Origin of the sequence: Cytobacillus horneckiae (assembly GCF_002835735.1) — a bacterium.
GTDB lineage: Bacteria > Bacillota > Bacilli > Bacillales > Cytobacillaceae > Cytobacillus > Cytobacillus horneckiae.
The window spans coordinates 1-16,939 of the sequence record NZ_PISD01000053.1; the positions used below are offsets into that span (position 1 = coordinate 1).

At 32.6% G+C, this 16,939-nt stretch carries 28 protein-coding genes and 3 pseudogenes; 17 read left to right on the plus strand and 14 right to left on the minus strand.

Features of this window, described 5'->3' with window-relative positions; translation table 11 throughout:
• Positions 1–136 precede the first annotated feature (136 nt).
• The 3 genes from CWS20_RS21120 to CWS20_RS21130 all read left to right on the plus strand — a co-directional run bounded on the left by CWS20_RS21120 (position 137) and on the right by CWS20_RS21130 (position 1,818).
• Positions 137–640, plus strand: coding sequence for a hypothetical protein (locus CWS20_RS21120; protein WP_066196474.1), 504 nt, complete (start codon positions 137–139; stop codon positions 638–640).
• 99 nt (positions 641–739) lie between these two features.
• The gene (locus CWS20_RS21125; RefSeq protein ID WP_066196479.1) at positions 740–1,357 is read left to right on the plus strand and encodes a hypothetical protein; all 618 of its coding nucleotides are present in this window, start codon (positions 740–742) and stop codon (positions 1,355–1,357) included.
• A 140-nt stretch (positions 1,358–1,497) separates the two neighbouring features.
• A complete protein-coding gene (locus CWS20_RS21130) occupies positions 1,498–1,818 on the plus strand; it encodes a YolD-like family protein (RefSeq protein WP_158237025.1) in 321 nt (106 codons plus the stop codon).
• 646 nt (positions 1,819–2,464) lie between these two features.
• Here CWS20_RS21130 and CWS20_RS21135 read toward each other — a convergent pair.
• Complete coding sequence (locus CWS20_RS21135) at positions 2,465–2,692, minus strand: helix-turn-helix domain-containing protein (protein ID WP_066196482.1); 228 nt, start codon at positions 2,690–2,692, stop codon at positions 2,465–2,467.
• A gap of 193 nt (positions 2,693–2,885) precedes the next feature.
• Here CWS20_RS21135 and CWS20_RS21140 point away from each other — a divergent pair, with 193 nt between their 5' ends.
• Positions 2,886–3,293: a hypothetical protein gene (locus CWS20_RS21140; protein WP_066196485.1), complete on the plus strand. Its 408-nt coding sequence runs from the start codon at positions 2,886–2,888 to the stop codon at positions 3,291–3,293.
• Between the two features lie 110 nt (positions 3,294–3,403).
• A complete protein-coding gene (locus CWS20_RS21145) occupies positions 3,404–3,631 on the plus strand; it encodes a hypothetical protein (RefSeq protein ID WP_066196487.1) in 228 nt (75 codons plus the stop codon).
• Between the two features lie 271 nt (positions 3,632–3,902).
• On the opposite strand, the gene CWS20_RS28830 is transcribed toward CWS20_RS21145, so the two are convergent.
• From CWS20_RS28830 to CWS20_RS21170, 7 genes are all read right to left on the minus strand, one after another.
• On the minus strand, positions 3,903–4,550 hold the full coding sequence (locus CWS20_RS28830) for a site-specific integrase (protein ID WP_241504236.1): 648 nt from the start codon (positions 4,548–4,550) through the stop codon (positions 3,903–3,905).
• Positions 4,531–5,154 (minus strand): N-terminal phage integrase SAM-like domain-containing protein, encoded by a 624-nt coding sequence (locus tag CWS20_RS28835; protein WP_241504237.1) that lies wholly within the window; start codon positions 5,152–5,154, stop codon positions 4,531–4,533. The genes CWS20_RS28830 and CWS20_RS28835 overlap by 20 nt, the downstream gene beginning before the upstream one ends.
• A gap of 91 nt (positions 5,155–5,245) precedes the next feature.
• Entirely contained in the window at positions 5,246–6,475 is a 1,230-nt protein-coding gene (locus CWS20_RS21155; protein WP_066196489.1) for a type I restriction endonuclease, read from the minus strand.
• A gap of 110 nt (positions 6,476–6,585) precedes the next feature.
• Positions 6,586–7,392: a thermonuclease family protein gene (locus tag CWS20_RS21160; RefSeq protein WP_241504238.1), complete on the minus strand. Its 807-nt coding sequence runs from the start codon at positions 7,390–7,392 to the stop codon at positions 6,586–6,588.
• Between the two features lie 118 nt (positions 7,393–7,510).
• On the minus strand, positions 7,511–7,675 hold the full coding sequence (locus CWS20_RS28145) for a hypothetical protein (protein ID WP_157090525.1): 165 nt from the start codon (positions 7,673–7,675) through the stop codon (positions 7,511–7,513).
• 102 nt (positions 7,676–7,777) lie between these two features.
• Positions 7,778–8,224 carry an ImmA/IrrE family metallo-endopeptidase gene (locus tag CWS20_RS21165; protein WP_083957492.1) on the minus strand — a complete coding sequence of 149 codons (447 nt, stop codon included), beginning with the start codon at positions 8,222–8,224 and terminating at the stop codon, positions 7,778–7,780.
• Positions 8,224–8,658, minus strand: a complete 435-nt coding sequence (locus CWS20_RS21170; RefSeq protein WP_066196492.1) for a helix-turn-helix domain-containing protein — start codon at positions 8,656–8,658, stop codon at positions 8,224–8,226. Before CWS20_RS21170 ends, CWS20_RS21165 begins: the two co-directional genes overlap by 1 nt.
• Positions 8,659–8,815: 157 nt before the next feature.
• Here CWS20_RS21170 and CWS20_RS21175 point away from each other — a divergent pair, with 157 nt between their 5' ends.
• From CWS20_RS21175 to CWS20_RS29220, 8 genes and pseudogenes are all read left to right on the plus strand, one after another.
• Positions 8,816–9,076, plus strand: a complete 261-nt coding sequence (locus CWS20_RS21175) for a helix-turn-helix transcriptional regulator (RefSeq protein ID WP_158237026.1) — start codon at positions 8,816–8,818, stop codon at positions 9,074–9,076.
• Between the two features lie 12 nt (positions 9,077–9,088).
• Positions 9,089–9,277 (plus strand): helix-turn-helix domain-containing protein, encoded by a 189-nt coding sequence (locus tag CWS20_RS21180; RefSeq protein WP_066196495.1) that lies wholly within the window; start codon positions 9,089–9,091, stop codon positions 9,275–9,277.
• Positions 9,278–9,431: 154 nt separating this feature from the next.
• Positions 9,432–9,695: a helix-turn-helix domain-containing protein gene (locus CWS20_RS21185; RefSeq protein ID WP_066196496.1), complete on the plus strand. Its 264-nt coding sequence runs from the start codon at positions 9,432–9,434 to the stop codon at positions 9,693–9,695.
• A 292-nt stretch (positions 9,696–9,987) separates the two neighbouring features.
• Complete coding sequence (locus CWS20_RS21190) at positions 9,988–10,176, plus strand: YqaI family protein (RefSeq protein ID WP_066196499.1); 189 nt, start codon at positions 9,988–9,990, stop codon at positions 10,174–10,176.
• Positions 10,177–10,266: 90 nt separating this feature from the next.
• Positions 10,267–10,902: pseudogene (locus CWS20_RS21195) on the plus strand (YqaJ viral recombinase family nuclease); the annotation flags it as partial.
• 145 nt (positions 10,903–11,047) lie between these two features.
• The gene (locus CWS20_RS21200) at positions 11,048–11,476 is read left to right on the plus strand and encodes a DnaD domain-containing protein (RefSeq protein ID WP_241504241.1); all 429 of its coding nucleotides are present in this window, start codon (positions 11,048–11,050) and stop codon (positions 11,474–11,476) included.
• A 5-nt stretch (positions 11,477–11,481) separates the two neighbouring features.
• Positions 11,482–11,676: a hypothetical protein gene (locus CWS20_RS21205; RefSeq protein ID WP_066196505.1), complete on the plus strand. Its 195-nt coding sequence runs from the start codon at positions 11,482–11,484 to the stop codon at positions 11,674–11,676.
• Positions 11,677–12,033: 357 nt separating this feature from the next.
• Positions 12,034–12,153: pseudogene (locus tag CWS20_RS29220) on the plus strand (RusA family crossover junction endodeoxyribonuclease); the annotation flags it as partial.
• Positions 12,154–12,157: 4 nt separating this feature from the next.
• On the opposite strand, the pseudogene CWS20_RS28150 reads toward CWS20_RS29220, so the two are convergent.
• Positions 12,158–12,337: pseudogene (locus CWS20_RS28150) on the minus strand (RusA family crossover junction endodeoxyribonuclease); the annotation flags it as partial.
• Between CWS20_RS28150 and CWS20_RS21220 the strand changes: the two are divergent.
• Positions 12,292–12,444 carry a RusA family crossover junction endodeoxyribonuclease gene (locus tag CWS20_RS21220; protein ID WP_083957349.1) on the plus strand — a complete coding sequence of 51 codons (153 nt, stop codon included), beginning with the start codon at positions 12,292–12,294 and terminating at the stop codon, positions 12,442–12,444. The pseudogene CWS20_RS28150 and the gene CWS20_RS21220 sit on opposite strands and share 46 nt — an antisense overlap.
• A gap of 258 nt (positions 12,445–12,702) precedes the next feature.
• Here CWS20_RS21220 and CWS20_RS21225 read toward each other — a convergent pair whose 3' ends face one another.
• The 5 genes from CWS20_RS21225 to CWS20_RS29085 form a co-directional block, all read right to left on the minus strand.
• Complete coding sequence (locus CWS20_RS21225; RefSeq protein ID WP_066196510.1) at positions 12,703–13,317, minus strand: undecaprenyl-diphosphatase; 615 nt, start codon at positions 13,315–13,317, stop codon at positions 12,703–12,705.
• A 629-nt stretch (positions 13,318–13,946) separates the two neighbouring features.
• Complete coding sequence (locus CWS20_RS21230; protein WP_066196513.1) at positions 13,947–14,330, minus strand: VOC family protein; 384 nt, start codon at positions 14,328–14,330, stop codon at positions 13,947–13,949.
• A gap of 140 nt (positions 14,331–14,470) precedes the next feature.
• Positions 14,471–14,962 (minus strand): GNAT family N-acetyltransferase, encoded by a 492-nt coding sequence (locus CWS20_RS21235; protein ID WP_066196516.1) that lies wholly within the window; start codon positions 14,960–14,962, stop codon positions 14,471–14,473.
• Positions 14,963–15,192: 230 nt separating this feature from the next.
• Complete coding sequence (locus CWS20_RS21240; RefSeq protein WP_066196517.1) at positions 15,193–15,705, minus strand: DUF3231 family protein; 513 nt, start codon at positions 15,703–15,705, stop codon at positions 15,193–15,195.
• Positions 15,706–15,935: 230 nt separating this feature from the next.
• Positions 15,936–16,067 (minus strand): hypothetical protein, encoded by a 132-nt coding sequence (locus tag CWS20_RS29085; protein WP_276328332.1) that lies wholly within the window; start codon positions 16,065–16,067, stop codon positions 15,936–15,938.
• 147 nt (positions 16,068–16,214) lie between these two features.
• Here CWS20_RS29085 and CWS20_RS28155 point away from each other — a divergent pair, with 147 nt between their 5' ends.
• From CWS20_RS28155 to CWS20_RS21245, 3 genes are read left to right on the plus strand one after another with little or no spacing between them, the layout of a single operon-like run.
• The gene (locus tag CWS20_RS28155; protein ID WP_157090526.1) at positions 16,215–16,385 is read left to right on the plus strand and encodes a hypothetical protein; all 171 of its coding nucleotides are present in this window, start codon (positions 16,215–16,217) and stop codon (positions 16,383–16,385) included.
• 27 nt (positions 16,386–16,412) lie between these two features.
• On the plus strand, positions 16,413–16,586 hold the full coding sequence (locus tag CWS20_RS28160) for a hypothetical protein (protein WP_157090527.1): 174 nt from the start codon (positions 16,413–16,415) through the stop codon (positions 16,584–16,586).
• A 15-nt stretch (positions 16,587–16,601) separates the two neighbouring features.
• Positions 16,602–16,925, plus strand: a complete 324-nt coding sequence (locus tag CWS20_RS21245; RefSeq protein WP_066196520.1) for a hypothetical protein — start codon at positions 16,602–16,604, stop codon at positions 16,923–16,925.
• Positions 16,926–16,939: the final 14 nt, after the last annotated feature.

Below are 16,939 nucleotides of genomic sequence, written 5' to 3' on the forward strand. Positions count from 1 at the left end.
GTGCGTTCTCTTTTGTTTCAAGTTAGAAATTAGTATTAAAATAAATTACAATAAATTTAATATTTTGCAGGAATATGGTATTTAATGTCGAAATCTATAAAAGTATGAAAATATATACAACAAAGGAGGATATTACATGAAGAAAACAAAAAGTATTTTAGGAGCGTTATTAGTCACCTTATTGTTTATGATTGTATTAGGTATTAGTACTGACGCTTCTGCAGAAGAACAAGACTTGGATCAGAGCATTGAGATTGAAATGATTGTGGAAAATCCCGGCGGAATCACACCACTTGCAACCTGGCAGGGAACTGCAGGATCTTTAAGATTGGATTACATGTCAGCTGCTAAATCTTTTAGTTGGGGAATGGTAATTCCTGAAGCTGCAGGAATGCCTTTAGTGTTTGCAGGCGTTATTCAAATTTATACTCAAAGCACAGGCGCATATAAAGGAACTGTTTATGTTACAGGCGCAGGTACTGGAAGAATGAGTGGAGTCGCTCCTATTACAAGTAATATTAAATTAAAAAGCGGAACTAACTATAAAGCAAAGTTTACAGGAACAGCTACTGCTGCAAATAAAAAAACCTATAAAACAAACCCTTTGGCATCAAAAGATGGACTTAATTTCAGATATTAAATAACTGTAAAACTAGAATAATTTGATTTTTTTCTATAAATGAGTTTAATCTTAATATGTAGATTAAACTCATTTATTATTTTTAAGGAGGAAAATTTCATGATTATAAATGAACCAAGTAATACAGAATTAAATTTGGTTATAGAAGCTCCATATTCATTAAACTATTTGATTTTCATACAAAATATATATCTGAATAACGATAGTAAATGTGAAAATTCGAACCGGCTTTTTCCCTATTTAGATAGTTCTAAGTGGGGGTTACTAGAACAGAAAAAGTTTAGTATAAAATTTAATGAAGTTTGGAATGAAGTAGTTCATAAAAATAATAAAGACCAACTATATGAGCATAATGGGGTTTTATATGATGATAGTCAGTTATTTAAGCAACTTTTTGAAAGTGATTCAAAAGGAGAAGTCGGCTTTTCTGAAAGTGTAAAATTATTTATGTCATGGTGGGATGAAGTTTTTGGGAAAATGGCTATAAGTCGAGTTTATGAAACCGAGGGCAGTGATATCTACAATGAATTTCTGAAAGCTATACAGTCAAATCAGTGTACTATTACAAATAATCGCTTTAATATTGATCTTATTTATGATAAAAACTCTATAGTTAAATCAACAAATACACCCTCATACTATTATATAATGCCGATTCAAGATCTCTTTTTTAACAGAGAAAATATTGTTCCTGAATTACTAAAGTGTCTGGATTAGTTATTAGCATAAACTCTTAATAGTGATTGTGAAGTAGAGAAGCAAATATAAAATTAAGACCATCTATGTGGTCTTTTTTTAAGAAATTTATACACAAAACCAAACATTTGTTCTATAATATACGTAAGGAGCTGGTTTTTATGGCCTTACGAGACAGAGGAAAAGTAAAATGGCAAAGTGCGTTTATGATGCCGGAACATTTAGCTGCTTTGAAACGATTCGAAAATGATTATTATCAAGAGAAGAAACCTATGTTAGATCAATATGAAATTGATGAAATTGAAAGTAAGATCCACTATGCAATGGAGTTTGCATTTAAAGTTAAGCTTAAGGTATGGAGAGACAGAGCGGAGGAGATTAGGGGTAGGATTTGTAGGTTAGATGGGATAAATAAGATGGTTTATGTAGACATTAATGAGAGTAAAGAGAAAGTGTTTTTTTGCAGATGTAATTGGAATTGAAGTGGAGGACGGAACCACCAGTATATAATTGGTGGTCTTATTTGTTTCTTTCCATTAACTTCCTGTATCTATTGATAAATAATCAAATTAAAATATTTAGGTATTTATTATTAGTAGTTTGTAGATAGATTTAAATAACATCAAGGTGGAAACTATATGACTGAAGAAGAAATTCTAGAACACTCAAGGCATTTAAAGAAAGAAGATCCTTAAGGTCATAGCAAAAGAAAATTACGGTATTGTATTTTTGAAACAAGAAAACCATAAAGGAAATCCCAAGGAACTATATAAAGTCATAGCAAAACTATTATATAAGCAAGCTAAAGAAGAATTAAATCGTAATAAAGTATAAGCATCCTTATAACAAAACCACCAGCAGATTATGGTTGGTGGTTTATTCGTTTTTTCCCCATTAATTATCCTATCTATTAATCAAATTAAAATAATTAAGTATTTATAATTTCAAGGGTGGATCCATATAAAAATGAAAAAGAAAAAGCAAACAATACACGACTATAAAATAATTCATACATATCCTAAAAATAATCCAGTAACACTCGATTACATATTAAGCAGCGAAGAGTTTAAAAAAATTGTACGTGAAATATTGATTAAATATTCTTAAAATAAAAACAACCACCAGCATTTATTGTTGGTGGTTTTGTTCTGTAGGTATAAATTCCACTACTTCCTCGATTGGACAATCTAAGTATTCGCAAATACTCATGATAACGGATAATGCTACATTTTCACCTTTTGACATTTTAGCCAATGTTGCTGGTGAGATTTTTAAATCTCTTTTTAAATCTGTCTTTGTTCTATCCCTTTTTATCAATGTTATTTCTAAAGGTTTGTAACTAGGTTTAAGCCCCATATGATATCCTCTCTCCTTACTAAATCCTTAAGTACATTATATTACAAATGAATAATTAATTCTATAAACAATAAATAAAGTTCAACTTGTTGAATTTTATTTTCACAAAAGTGTTGACTCTTGATTAAAGAAAGTATATATTGAGTTCAAGAAGTTGAATTAAATATATCGAAAAGTGAAATCGGGGTGAATCATGAAACTGAATCTTGAAGAAATCACAGTACAGTATGATGTAGACGACACGAAAGGTGAGTACTTTATTTCCTTCTTATTTAATCACGAAAATTGCATAGCCTTTGATCATCAACAAGTATATCTCATGAGAGTTAAGGAAGTTTCACCAGGGTTATATGAACATGAAGATAATACTAAGCCAATTATATTAGGCGATATTATGCGTGACGATTTATCTTATAAGGATTATGCTACACGAATTATAAGACACATACAGAATATGAGCATTTTTAGTTATCTAATGCAGATATACATTTGGGTTGGTGTTGATTTCATTGAGGATGATTTTAGGCTTACAAATATCAGACAACTGGAAAGCAATGTGAACAAATTAAATTTGTATTATGTAATAGAAAAGAAGCAGTGAACAAAATTTTAGAGTTTTGAAGCATGTATAAAGGGGATCGGAGTTTAACACCAATTTGTTGCCTCGTGGCAACGTTTCCTCACTATAAAACAAAGGGAGAGATACATATTGTGAAAAATTTCGTAAACGGACAAATCACATTAAACATTGCGGCATTAACTAATTTAAATTTAAGTGAAATTGAAGAAAGGTTAATGCTTGATATACAGCAAACTTTTAAAAGTGTAAGTGCTGACTTGGAAACTCTAGAGCTTGAAATTGAGAGTGTGGAGAGCATGGATTTACAAGTTGTGGATGCTGAGACGGGTGAAGAGGTATATGATGAGGAACTGGTGTGAAATGAGCAACTTTTGGGCAACGGATTATAAAAGAATAGATAATTCTTAATGATATTATAGGTAATTAAAACATTGATATATAAGTAATCGAAGGGAAAAGGTGAGAATGAAAAATACGCACTCCCTACCTTGACAGGGTAGAGGTCGCTGGTTCGAACCCAGTCGGAATCATACTGAAAGCCTTGATATATCAAGGCTTTTTCTTATGTCTAAATTTCTAAAAGTAATAGAAAAATCAATTTGTCGTCATTTTGTCGTCAAAATAGAGGAATTAGGATTTTTTTATGAAAAGTGTATCTAATTTATTTGCTGCTTCATGATCAGCTTTTCTTAATGCATGACCGTAAGTATTCATTGTAACTTTAATATCAGAGTGACCTAATCGCTCGGATATTATTTTTGCGTGAACACCTTGATTAATTAATAGAGTAGCTGAGGTGTGTCGTAAATAATGAAGACGAATAAATCTTACATTAACTCTTTTTGTAAATCTTCTCCACCAGGTAGTAGGAGTAGTAGGGTAGAAGTGGGTACCATCTTCATTGCAGAATAACCACTCGTGTTCGTTTTCAATCCACATATCCCTAGATTTCATTTTTTCCTTTTTCCAATGTAATTTATAGTGCTTCAATTCCTCTACTACAGAGCTGGGAATTGAGACAAGACGTTTTGACTTTTTTGATTTGGGAGTCTTAATTACAGAACCACTTTTTCCGCGAACAATTACTTGTGTTATATCTAAAGTTCCTTTTTCTAAGTCTACATGTTTCCATTCTAGCCCTAAACATTCACTTCTCCTTAAACCTGCAGCAAGACTTAGCATTAGGTATATCCTCCAATGAAACGGCTCATTTATTGCTGCTTCAAAAAGTGATGCCACTTCTTCTTCATCATAAACGCTAGATTCTTCTTTCATCATAAACGCTAGATTCTTCTTCATCATAAACGCTAGATTCTTCTTCATCATAAACGCTAGATTCTTCTACATCATCAATTTTTGGTTTAGGAACACCAGTAACAGGTGTTGTTTTTAATACTTTCCACTCTACTGCACGATCAAAGACAGACTTCAGTACTTTGTATATATCCTCTTTTGTTGATGATTTAAGAGGGAGGCCGTCGACTCTTTTGGTTTTATCTAATAAATCTATAAGATGTATTTTTTTTATTTTATCTATTTGTTGGTGACCGATAACAGGGAGTATATGAGTTTGTAAATGGTTTAATTGTTTATTTAATGTTGTTTCTGAGAGTTTTTTTACTGCAAATTTATTTTCCCAATCAACAACAAACTTTGAGAAAAGCATTTTTTCTGGTTTTATATATTCTTCAGAAAGTACTTCTGCTTTAAATTTATGGTATTCAGATTCAAGATGGTCTTTTAGTTTTTTCCTTGTCTTTAAAAGTGCTTTGTCACTAATTCTGTGCGTTTTGTATCTCCTTAATCTTTTTCCTTTTGCATCGAAGCCAAGATCAACAGAAAAAACATAGGAATTTTCACTTCTTTTACGAATGTTTGCCATGTTAACCCTCCTTATAAGAATATTTGTTCGATTTTGTTTGTATAATAAAAGCCTAATCTGGTTAGGCCATTATTAATATATCATTTGATATCTATTTTAATTTATTAAAAAAACTATCGATATCATCTACTTTAGAAGTGAGATTTGGAATATCTCTAAAAGATAAGTTTGGTATACTACTTTTTAGAAAATACTTAATTTCATTAGTGTTTTTATTCAAACGAGTTGCGAGTCTAGCATTAATAAATCCTAACTCTGATACAACAGGATTTTCCTTAATGAATTTTTCTATTTCGTTCGATTTAACTGTATATAGCGTAGTATCTTGACGATTGTTATAGTAGTGACCAATTAAATATCCTACAATGGAATTTCCTTGAACAAGTACAGATGATACAAAAAAATCACTTAATGGGTTGCCTTTTTCCACAGAGTACTCTGAATCTGGAATCTTGATCAGATTTTTATAAGATTCGACATTGGGAAGTACAACTTTAATACTTTCAAATTCTTCAAACGTTCCCAAAGTATTAATCTCTTCTTGTGAATAATACATTTTCTTCTCAGTAACTACTGACACTTCTGTTGTAACTGATACTTCCTGTAATTCATGATGATTCAAAGATAAATCAAATCGTTCACTTATAATTTCACTTAATGATTCTTGAATACATTTCTGCACCAAAGGTCTAGAAGTGTTAATAAATTGCTGAGTTACTTTGAACTTGAATCGTTCTTTAATAACAAACCTGATGAAATCATCACTTGGATTTTCGAATATTTCTTTAATTACAGACTTAAAGGAGTGAGTATACATTAGGGATTCAGCCAGAGATTTAATTCCTTCATAATCATATAAGTTTTTAGAGAATTTTATTAAGTTATTGAAATCTTCATCGTTATAATCAATTATGTTGAAAACAAAAAATGGGCTTGAATCCATAATATTTGTATTATTTAAGTCTGTGAAAAAATGATATTCAATTCCATTTGTTAGAATACCTAAACGAACGCTAGGGAAAGTACTAAAATATCTACTTAATTGTGGAGCACTCTTATTAATCTTTTGATTAATAGATTTTGCTTCAAGGAAAATCTTCGGTTCTCCATTTAATGTGATTGCATAATCAACTTTCTCGTTTTTTTTGTGAAAGTCAGCCGTAAATTCAGGTGTTACCTCTTTAGGACTGTATGTATCGTATCCTAACCCTCTTAATAAAGGAAGTATTAGGAATTGCTTGGTTGATTCCTCGTTTTTTATCAATTCACTGTTTTCGGTCACAACTTTATTCAACATTTCTAATGTTTCTACAAGGTTCATTAACTTATAACCCCCTATATAATATTTATTCTTTAAAATTAATTCCAGAAAATAATGTGCATTAAACTCAAAGGAAAACCATTAGTAAAGAGGGGGGATACCCCCCTAAATTAACGCTCACAAGCCCAATTATCTTTGTCTCTATCCATTTTTGGCTGATATGCTGGATGATCAGAAGCTACTCCGTTTGGATAAACCTTTGTTAATTCTGTACAGTTTTGAAAATACTCAGTTTTATCTGGTTCAGTGGTCGTTGTTGATGTACTATTTGAATTATTGTTATTGCTGGCCGAGTTATTATTATTGTTGCTGCTGTTTGAAGTATTGGAAGAGCTTGCTGTTTTTTTAGTCTCTTTAGGGTCTAAATCACCTTTTGTTGTTCCATTTTCTCCAAATGCCCATAAACCAGTGTTTTGCTCTCTGGCTACTTTAGCAAATTTAACAAAGTAATCACTGTACTTTACGTCTGGTGGATATGTAGAAGGTTCCGCAAATCCGTTAATTACAAAGTCAGCATTGAACATTTTTGCTCTAATTTCATTTTCATTCATATCATCGGATGGGATATCAAGCCAAACGATTCTAAGTAAACGATTATATCTATCTGAGTCAGATACATCTTTTTGTAACCATACTTTTTTACCTTCAAGTATAGAAGAGGTATAATTACTAGCTTCTTTACCGTATTCTTCAGTTCGGTTTGTAGATTCAGGAGTATTGACTCCAACTAAACGAACCTTACTTCCATCGGAGAGCTCAATAGTATCTCCGTCAACAATTCTAGAAACTGTAGCTTCTATTAATCCTAAGTCGTTAGCTTTTGCTATTTTTTCCTCTTCAACTTTTTTAGCAGCATCTTTTTTTGCTTGTTCTTCCTTAGCTTTTTTCTCAGCCTCAGCTTTAACTTTCTGTTCCACATCTTTTTGTTCGCTTTTTACCTCGTTTTCTTTCTCTACCTCTTCATCCAGAGGTTCTACTAGTGTTAATGCAATAATAAAACTTAGAATAAAACCTCCTGCGATTTTTACAGCTGGCCTAGAAAAGAATGATTTTTTTTTGAGAACTTCTTGGCTTCTTTATTTGGTATAGACCAATTGCTGTGATTATAACGCCTATAAATACAGCTGGTGAAATTGTTATAAGGGATAATTGAATTAATAAAAGTAAAAATGCAAAAATCCAAAAGAGTGCTTTTCTCATGATTTTCCTCCTTTTTATGATATATAGATTAGATATCTAACAGTTAATAACTATATATAAAGATAAATAAAACTATAGATTTAAAACTATTTTCCTATAAAATTAGTAAAATTTTTTAACCAAATATGATAATTCTGTTGGGATACCAAAATGCCGACATAAATGTTCCAGATTATAAAAATCAGTTAATTTGTAATTATGAAGAAGGAGGGAGAGCGAGAATAAATGCGCTTCCCTTTCTAATCGATCTTTAGAATACCAAGTTTTTGATTTTAAGAAGAACGTGTTAACCTTTGGATGAATAAATGAATGGCCAATTTTATGTCCACAGACAAATGCTTTCTTCTTTTCATCTAGATTGGAGTTAAGATAAATAAACTTATTTCTTTTGTAGTATTTATAAACACATTTTATCTCTGAAGGGAATTCCCACTCATAAACATGAATGTTTAAGTAACTCGCTAATTCAAATGGATTATTGGTTTTATATGTGACTATTAACTTTTCCGCTTCCGGTATAATCCAAGACAGTTTAATTACCTCCCGAATTAATCCTCTTCCTTATACTTTTTCGGAGTATATTTCCTGTTAATTCTCTTAGCTTGCTTTACCATATGTTCCATAGATTCAAGAAGTGATTCCATAGCTTCTTCACTTAAGGGTTCACCGTAAAAGCTGAGTCCTTCTTGTGATTCCAAATTCTTTTTTATTTCTTCCACTTGTTTAGCGATATCTTTTTCTTCCTTTACCGTAAACGATTCATTTGAATCTTCTATATAGCCAGCCACTTTCATTAATTGTGCATAATCAGCTTTAAGAGCATCCGCAATTTTTCTGATAGTAGATGGTTTAGGAATACCACGCTTCCCAGTTTCAATTCTTGATAATTGAGCAGCACTTATTTCTGAGTACATAGCTACTTGATTTAAAGTTAAATCTCTAGATTCTCTTAGGTGTTTAATATAAGAACCAAAATCAGTCATAATAAACCATCCATTCAATTTATTTCTTAATATTTACATTTTAGGATTACTTATTACCAAAAGGCAATAAAAGAAGAGAAATTTTGAAAAAAAGTATTGCCTTATGGTAAAAAATACCTTTTATTATTACCAAAAGGTAATAAAAGGGGGGTCAATTTTGAAAAACTCAGTTGATATTGTAGTAAATACTGATTTCTTAAAAGCATATCTAATCAGTAAACAATTATCTGAAAGTGAATTTGCAAAAACAATCGGTGTCTCACACAGCACAGTTAACCGAATACTTAATGGTAAAAGAAACCTTGGAAGCAAATTTATTGGAGGTTTATTGAAGAACTTCCATGATTTAAGTTTTGAATTAGTATTTTCATATGAAAATAAATTACCAAAAGGTAACGAAGTTCAATCTGTAATATAAGGAGTGTAAAAAATGAAACGTAAAACACTAACTGTACATGAAGTGGCTGATTATATCGGCGTAAGTATCGACACAATCTACACCATGGTTAGAGAAAAACAAATCCCGCATGTTCGAGTACGTCGCCGTATTTTCTTCTCAATTGAAACTATTGACTCTTGGATGAAAGATCAGGAACAAAAAAGTCTGGAAGTAATTTAAATAGGTTGGAAGAAAACTAAATTCCGAAAAGAAGCTGCCAAGCAAAGAATCGGAAAAGTTCCTTCCTAAAATATATTTTATTAATTATCTATGAATCTAGCTGTTCAACTTACGAACTTGTTCAAACTTAGAACATTGAGAGGAGGTGAGAATTATGCAATATGGCTCTCTATTGAAACAGGTAAGAAAATTATCAGGGCTTTCTCAAGAGAAGCTTGCAGAAAAAATGTATATGCCTCGTAGCACGATTTCAAAAGTGGAGAATAACAAAATGGAGTTGAAGCTTTCAGATGCAATTAGATGGTTTCAAGCTTCCAATGCACCGGATGCCTTGGCAGCTATGCTTTGTGGAGTGGATGTAGCATCATTAGCTCAATTTTTATCACTATTTTTTGGAGGGGTAATTAAATGGATGTAGGCTACATAGTCGCTATTATTGTATATCCATTACTGACTTTCTTTATAGGAGTTATTTATGGGGATTATAACAATAGAAAACAAGAAAAAGAGCAGTAAGTTGGCAGACTCACTACTCTACGACAAATATGAAAATAACAACTATATCAATAGTAGCACACTAAAAAAGGTGAGACAAGAACCTTTGTTCTCACCGTGATGAGTCAGAGTGATTCTCCCCCTTTTCCATTCGTTGTGGCTTATCACGGTGCGAATAAAGCACTGTAAAAACAGACTAGAAGGGAGGTAATAAAATGGAGCATCCATTAGTTACACAAATTGAACGAACAGGCTATCCGAACATGATTGAACAACCTGAACATATTGGGATTGATTTTTTCGGTGATGAAATCCTTGATGGTGACGAATTTGTGGAATACGAGGATGAGTTAATTTTAATAGATAACTTGAATCGTTATCTTGTAGAAGAAATGGGCTTTTAGTTTAAAACGGCATGAAAAAACTCCTGCTGGAACAGGAGTCGAATAATTGCTAAACAAAAATATGTCATTGTCATTCTAGCATAATCAATTATTACGGTAAAGGGAGGAGATTACTTGGCTATTAGTAATGCTATTTCTATAAAGGATATGACACGTTTCGAATGGCTACAGGAACGTAATAAAGGCATTGGCGGGAGCGATGCAAGTATCATCCTTGGACTAAATAAATATAAGACAGCATTTGAGCTGTGGCTTGAGAAAACAGGCCAAGTGGAGCCTAGTGAACTTGATAATGAAGCAATTTACTGGGGAAATCAAATGGAGAATGTCGTCGCGAAGGAGTTTGAAAAGCGCACAGAAAAGAGGGTGCGTCGCCGTAATTTTATGTTTTCCCATCCAGATTATCCTTTCATCAAAGCAAACCTAGACAGAGAGGTATTAAGGGAATCTGCCATTTTAGAATGTAAAACAGCGAGTGCTTATTTAAAAGGTGAATGGGAAGGTGACGAAATTCCTGCTTCTTATCTTGTACAAGTTCAGCACTATCTCGGTGTAACCGGGAAAGAGAAAGGCTATATTGCTGTTCTCATAGGTGGTAATTATTTTGTCTGGAAAGAAGTTGAGCGTGATGATGAATTAATACAAATGATTATCAAGGCAGAGGTTGATTTTTGGAACACTAACGTATTAGGAGGAATACCTCCCAAGTTAGACGGGTCCAGTGCCTTTATCATCCACGGAAATAAATTCCGCGGATAGTGCCGGAGGTCGTTCCGCGGGTAGTTCCGCAGGTAGTGCCCGAGATAGTTCCACATTAAATAAACTAAAAGAAACTAAACAAAACGAAACTATTATATCTGCTACTACAAGCGTGAATTATTACGATGAATATTATCTCTGTTTTGAAACCTACCCGAATGCAATACAAAGAGACGAGATTAATAGTTATATTGATTGTGACGGAATAAATGAAGAAGTCATTTGTGCTGCATTTAAAAAAGCTGCTGAAGCTGGAGCAAAGTATCCTTATGCAAGAAGTATCCTAAACAATTGGGCCAAAAAAGGCATAAAAACAATCGAAGACGTAGAATATGAGCATCAAAATTTTCTTGCAAAGAAGCAACAAAGTCGTTCGATTAAAAGAAAAGGAGCTATACGACAAGAGCTGCTGCCAGATTGGTTTGATGAAAAACCTAAAAATTTGGACAAGCCTACATTAAAAATTGTCGGTAAAAATAATCAGATGGATGAGTACCAAAGGCTTATGGAAATGCGAAGAAAAAATAAATTAGGGAGTTGATTTTTATGAAGAGAAGCCGAAGAGTTGCTGAAAACACAAGAAATTTGAAGAGAGAGGCGTTCTTAGAAAAACTAACATCTATGGGAGTCACTGTCAGTTGTGTTACTCGGAAAGGGTTGCCTATAAGCGAATTGACGTATCAAGAACTTAAAAGTGAATGCTTATTTGCAGCTGTAAAAAATGAGGGGCGATTGCTATGAATATTCAAAACGTAAAGCCTGTTACTAAATGTCCACGTTGTAAGGGTGATGGTTTTGTGATTGCTCCTAGAGAAAATCTTGTCATGTTGGAATGTGAAGAATGCGCTCATATGTGGTTAACTCACTCTAAAATTTGTCCGGATTGTAAACAACCAAATGGCTATTTTGTAGACGGTCCTTGTAGGCCCTGTTATTCGGTAAGGAAGCAATTATTATGAGGAATTTTATATGCAATTTTAATGTTAGAAAAGCTTCATTAAGCCAGCTTTATTACATAGCAAGGTATACACATTTTGGTTTTGAAGCCAAGGAAGAGATTCTCAGAAGGTTGCAGACTTATATTAGAAGGTGAGTTAGATGATTAAATTTACTGTATTTGGGGAGCCTGTTGCTCAAGGAAGGCCGAGAGCAACCACAATCAATGGTCAAGTTAGGATGTACGATCCAGCGAAGTCTAAAAATTTTAAGGAATATGTGAGGTATCCTTAATCCCTTTTACATAATTATCAACATCAGGTTTTGTCACAGGTCGCAGTTCCCCACTTTCAGCAGCTGCAACCTTATTTTTGCTAAAGCTTTTTAATACTGGCTTATACACTATTACTGACATCACCAATGGACCTGTTAACAATTCGGGAGGTCGATTTTGTGAAGCTACTAGCCTTAAAATCAGTAATTTGGAAAGATGACAGCCAAGTGGTGGACTTATTAGTGAGTAAGTATTATAGCCAAAATCCGAGAGTAGAAATTACCATTCAGCAATTTTAAAAAAAGGGGATTTTTATGAAATTAGTTAGCTGCAGTAAATGTTTTAATATTCTCCCTCCTAAACAAACTGTGGTAATTGAGAAAAAACGCATTTGTGGGGAGTGCCGCAATAAGGCGAAAGAACAATAATTTAAGATCAGTTAGTCAACTCTTGAATTATTATGTTTCGTGGAAAAAAACACAAAAAAGAAGTGGTTTTTATCCCACTTCAATTAATTTCACAGTGTTATTTTGCCTTCAAGGGATAAAAACAATTCTTTATAGGTCTTTAGATTTTGTACCTTTCGTTTTAGTTGAGCTTGGAATCAATAATCGTTCGAATCTTTCATAAAAATCTAATAAACGGTAAGTTAATTTTAGTTTGGGGAGAACATTGAAAACGAAAGTTGCAGATATAACACTAATTATAGCACCAGCAAAGATATCTGCTGGATAATGAACTCCAACCCAGATGCGCGATATACCTACTAGGCAGGCAATTATAATCAATAAAAACCACAACCCTTTTCTAAAAAGCCAAATGGATACACAAAACGAGAAAAATAAAATCGTATGGTCACTCGGAAAGGAATTATCGACAGTTTTTTCAATCAACTGATTAACATTTGATAACTCAGCAAACGGTTGATGATTAGAATAAAGTTTCCCGGATAATTTTCCAATGATTTCAGCAAATACAAAAGTAATAGTTCCACAAATAATCATTATTCTATTTCTTTCTTTTCTGGTAAGCCAAAAAGCTAAAACAATAGCAGCTAAGAAATATACTAAGTATTCTGCAATGAAAATCATAGGAGGGTTTAAGAGAGTATATTCTTTTCCTAAATTGTTAATCAATCTAAACAAATCTGTATTCATTTCTAATAATGACATTTTTCATTCCCCTAACGCTAGATAGTATAAATTCATACTAAAGGTAATGTTGTTTATTTTCCTTTGAAACGACTAACAATTAGCGGGAATAAGCAAACGTTTTTGTGTGATTAAAGTGACATTTTTGTAACTTTAAACTTAATTTTAATTAACAAAAGAGTAAATGAATTTCATAAAAAAAGAAAAGTCTTATTGGGACTTTTCAAAGTGTGGAGAAATTGTACTCCTTATTATTTATGAAAGCAAATGTAAAAATGATTGGCAAAACGGTGTTATTAGGGGTAAATCGGATACTCAAAACATTTTATGATAAATGCCTAGTAAAGGTTCCAAAATTAAAGAAATGGTTATCCTTTCAATGTGGAGTATGAAAAGAAATGTCCCTGCTGCGGAAAACTTCACAAAATAAAAGAGTAAAGGAATTTCCAAAACAAAAGAGCCCATAAAGGGCTCATCCTATAGGAGGAAATCTTGGCTACAAGATCTATATATTTTATGAAAATTTATCAAAAAGTGCTTGGATAAATTAATTGCGGTATGCATGGAATTTTAGATAACACGATAAGCAGCGAGTTTCGTTGGAAAGAAGAAATAGCTATAGTTAAAAATAATAACTATAGCTCAGAAGTTTAACAATTGCAGATCATTAGAACGTTCCCGTCTAAGTCTTGAAAATTAAAATAGGCGAAATCGCCAATACGTTCTATTTCTCTTACAATGGTAATTCCTTTTCCTTTTACAAAGCTATATGCCTCGTCTATATCTTTTGCAAAAAAGTTAAATAATACGTGGCTAGAAGGATTGAATTTAAAACCAGGATCAAAGCTATGATCGTCTAAAGTAAGTCCTGTCATAGAAGTGACAGGGATATTAAACACGGGAGAATTTATTTCGTCTAGGTTGATAGTTAATCCAATTAAACTGCTGTACCATTCAGCCGACTTTTTCAAGTCACTTACATGAATAAAAACATTGTTAACTTTACTTTCAATTGGACTAGATATTGACTGCATAAAAAAAATCACCTCAAAATTAGATTCACTTAATATTTCTATAGATTAATAAGATTACCTTTAAAATATTTAGAATAACTAAACAAAATGATAGATAAGTAAACTAATTCTAGTCTCGTCTCAAATAAATAACAGTATTCTTAAGAATCTGATGCTAATTTGGAATATATTTTAAGATCAATATATCGACCCTTAGATTTCGCTGATTGTCTTAATGTACCCTCATATGTGAAATTTAGCTTTTCAATCAATTGTATTGAATTAGTATTTTCTGGTTCGATTTTAGCTTCTATTCTATTGAGATTTAAATCATTGAAAGCATGTTGGATTAAACAAGTGATTGCCTCTTTAGCAAATCCTTGTCCCCAATATATTTTATTTAGGTCATATCCAATTTCGGCTTTAGCGTTCTCAAAATCAATATAATTAAATCCACATGTACCAATAATTTGGTTTGATTTTAATTCGATTAGAGTGAAACGAATTGCTTCTTCATTTTTTGAAAGTTTGTCAAATAATAAAATCATTTCTTTGACTTGATTTTCATTATTAAAACTTTCGATGTTCATAAATTTTGTTACTTCAGGATTAGACCATATCTGAAAAAGCTCGGCTGAGTCTAATACGTCCATTTTTTTTAATAATTATCGTGGTGTGTTGAGTATTTTAATCAATATTTTTACCTCCGTATTGTTTTTATTATCTGAGGGTTTGATATTGATATCTGTGCATAGTTCAGTCCCTTCATTTAGGTGTTTTTATATTATAACAAAATTGTTTTTAGAAATAAATTTGATGGGAAACAAAAGGTAGGGGTGTAAATTAGGAAATAAAAAAGCACCTCAAAAGAGGCACCTAATAATTATGATTCTGTTCCTTTACTGATATGCAATGGTGGGGGAATTAACCACCCTTTTTCCTTATTAAGTTTTAACATTTTTGCACCAAACTGAGCTTTATTCATATGGAACTGACCATACATCATTGCTACATCTTCTCTAATTGATTGTCCAATAGCCTGACTACAGGCAACCAAAGCTGCTGCGGTATCAGCAGAAATAGCTGCGCTAATTTCCGGATCAGTGGATCTTGCTCCAACAGGAATGTCATCTAAATTTGCATTAGGACGAGCGGGTGGTGAAGGAGGAAGTCCAACACCGTTACTTTTCAATAGTTCTTCTAATTGTTGGTTTTCAGCTTGTAGACCTTTGATTGCTTCTTCAATAAGTTTTTTTAGGTCTTCATCACCTGCGTGATTAATCAATGTTTGATAACCGGAAATTGTACCGGTGTTTGCTAAAAGGTTGGTGAACAGACCATAAACCTCACCATAATGTAAAGGTTCATCTTTTGGGTTTCCGCTTAAAATGCCCATAATTACACTCCCTATCCTATTAAGTATCATGATTTTCTCCTTATGTAAGGATGTTGGTCACGATAGATAGTTTGTGTTTGAAATATGTAAAGTATTCATGAATCTTAAAAAAATAAGAAACAAAAAGTAGGGAGAGTTAAATTAGAGGTTAATTCTAAAAAGTTTAGGCTGACTGCATCTATGCAAACTATAATTTTTGTATAGTCAGCCATTATTATTTGTAACTTTGTTTATCTAATTAATTCGCACGCTTTACCCCATGCTCCGCATGATTGAGGTTCCATAGTTGCTGCTGAAACATTCCCAGCTAAACCAATAGTTAAGACTGCTACTAGACCTAGTCTTATTATCCATTTTTTCAATATTTTCACCTCCTTTTGTATGAATCTGTAAATATATTAGCAGAAAAAACTTGTGTTGTTGAATAAAATTTTGTCTATTCTGAAAAATGATTATCATTTACTATCAAGCTGACGTAAGGTAGATAAGTTAATTAGGAGGGGAAAGGATTGAGGTTAAAAGTAGGAGACACGGTAAAACATGAAGATGCTGCATTCTCTGAGGATTTCCGTGCCGTGAGTAAATGTGAGAACAAAAAGGGCTTTTATATGATTCAAGGTCCTAAACCTAAATATAGTGAGTCGTTCATTGTAGCAAGGAAAAAGTTGATTAAGGCTTAGTAAACAAAAGGTAGGAGGAGTTAATCAGTGGATAGTGGATGGATTATTAATTATAAAGACGGCACCGCCGTCATCCTTTCAGGAAGCAAGTATAAGGAGTATGAAAAAACTGTTGATAAAAATACAGTGGCATGTGAAGAACATTGGTTTGACATCAAAGAAGCAATAAGAAAGCATCCATGGATTGAGGTAAATCAATAGGTAGGAGGAGTTAATTTGGAACGAATTGAAGGTGAACTTTCTGCTTATTGTTATCAAGTAACTAGAGGAAAGGCAGTTGCTTGTATGGCTGTTCAAGAACGATATGTACAGAAGTGTATAGTAATAGTTTCTCGTGAAAATTTATTTCACATGGTTGCTCCTCTATCCGATGGCTGGGTTACATTCTGGGTTTACAAATACCCTCACATGTTAGAAATAATTAAAAATATACCTGACAAGCCAAAAACTGTTACAGATCATTGGGTATTAGGTAAGCTCTTTGGATATGATGAACTGTCAATAAGTGACTTCTTAATAAAGGAAGGTAGGAAACGTTGAATAAAAAAGCACCA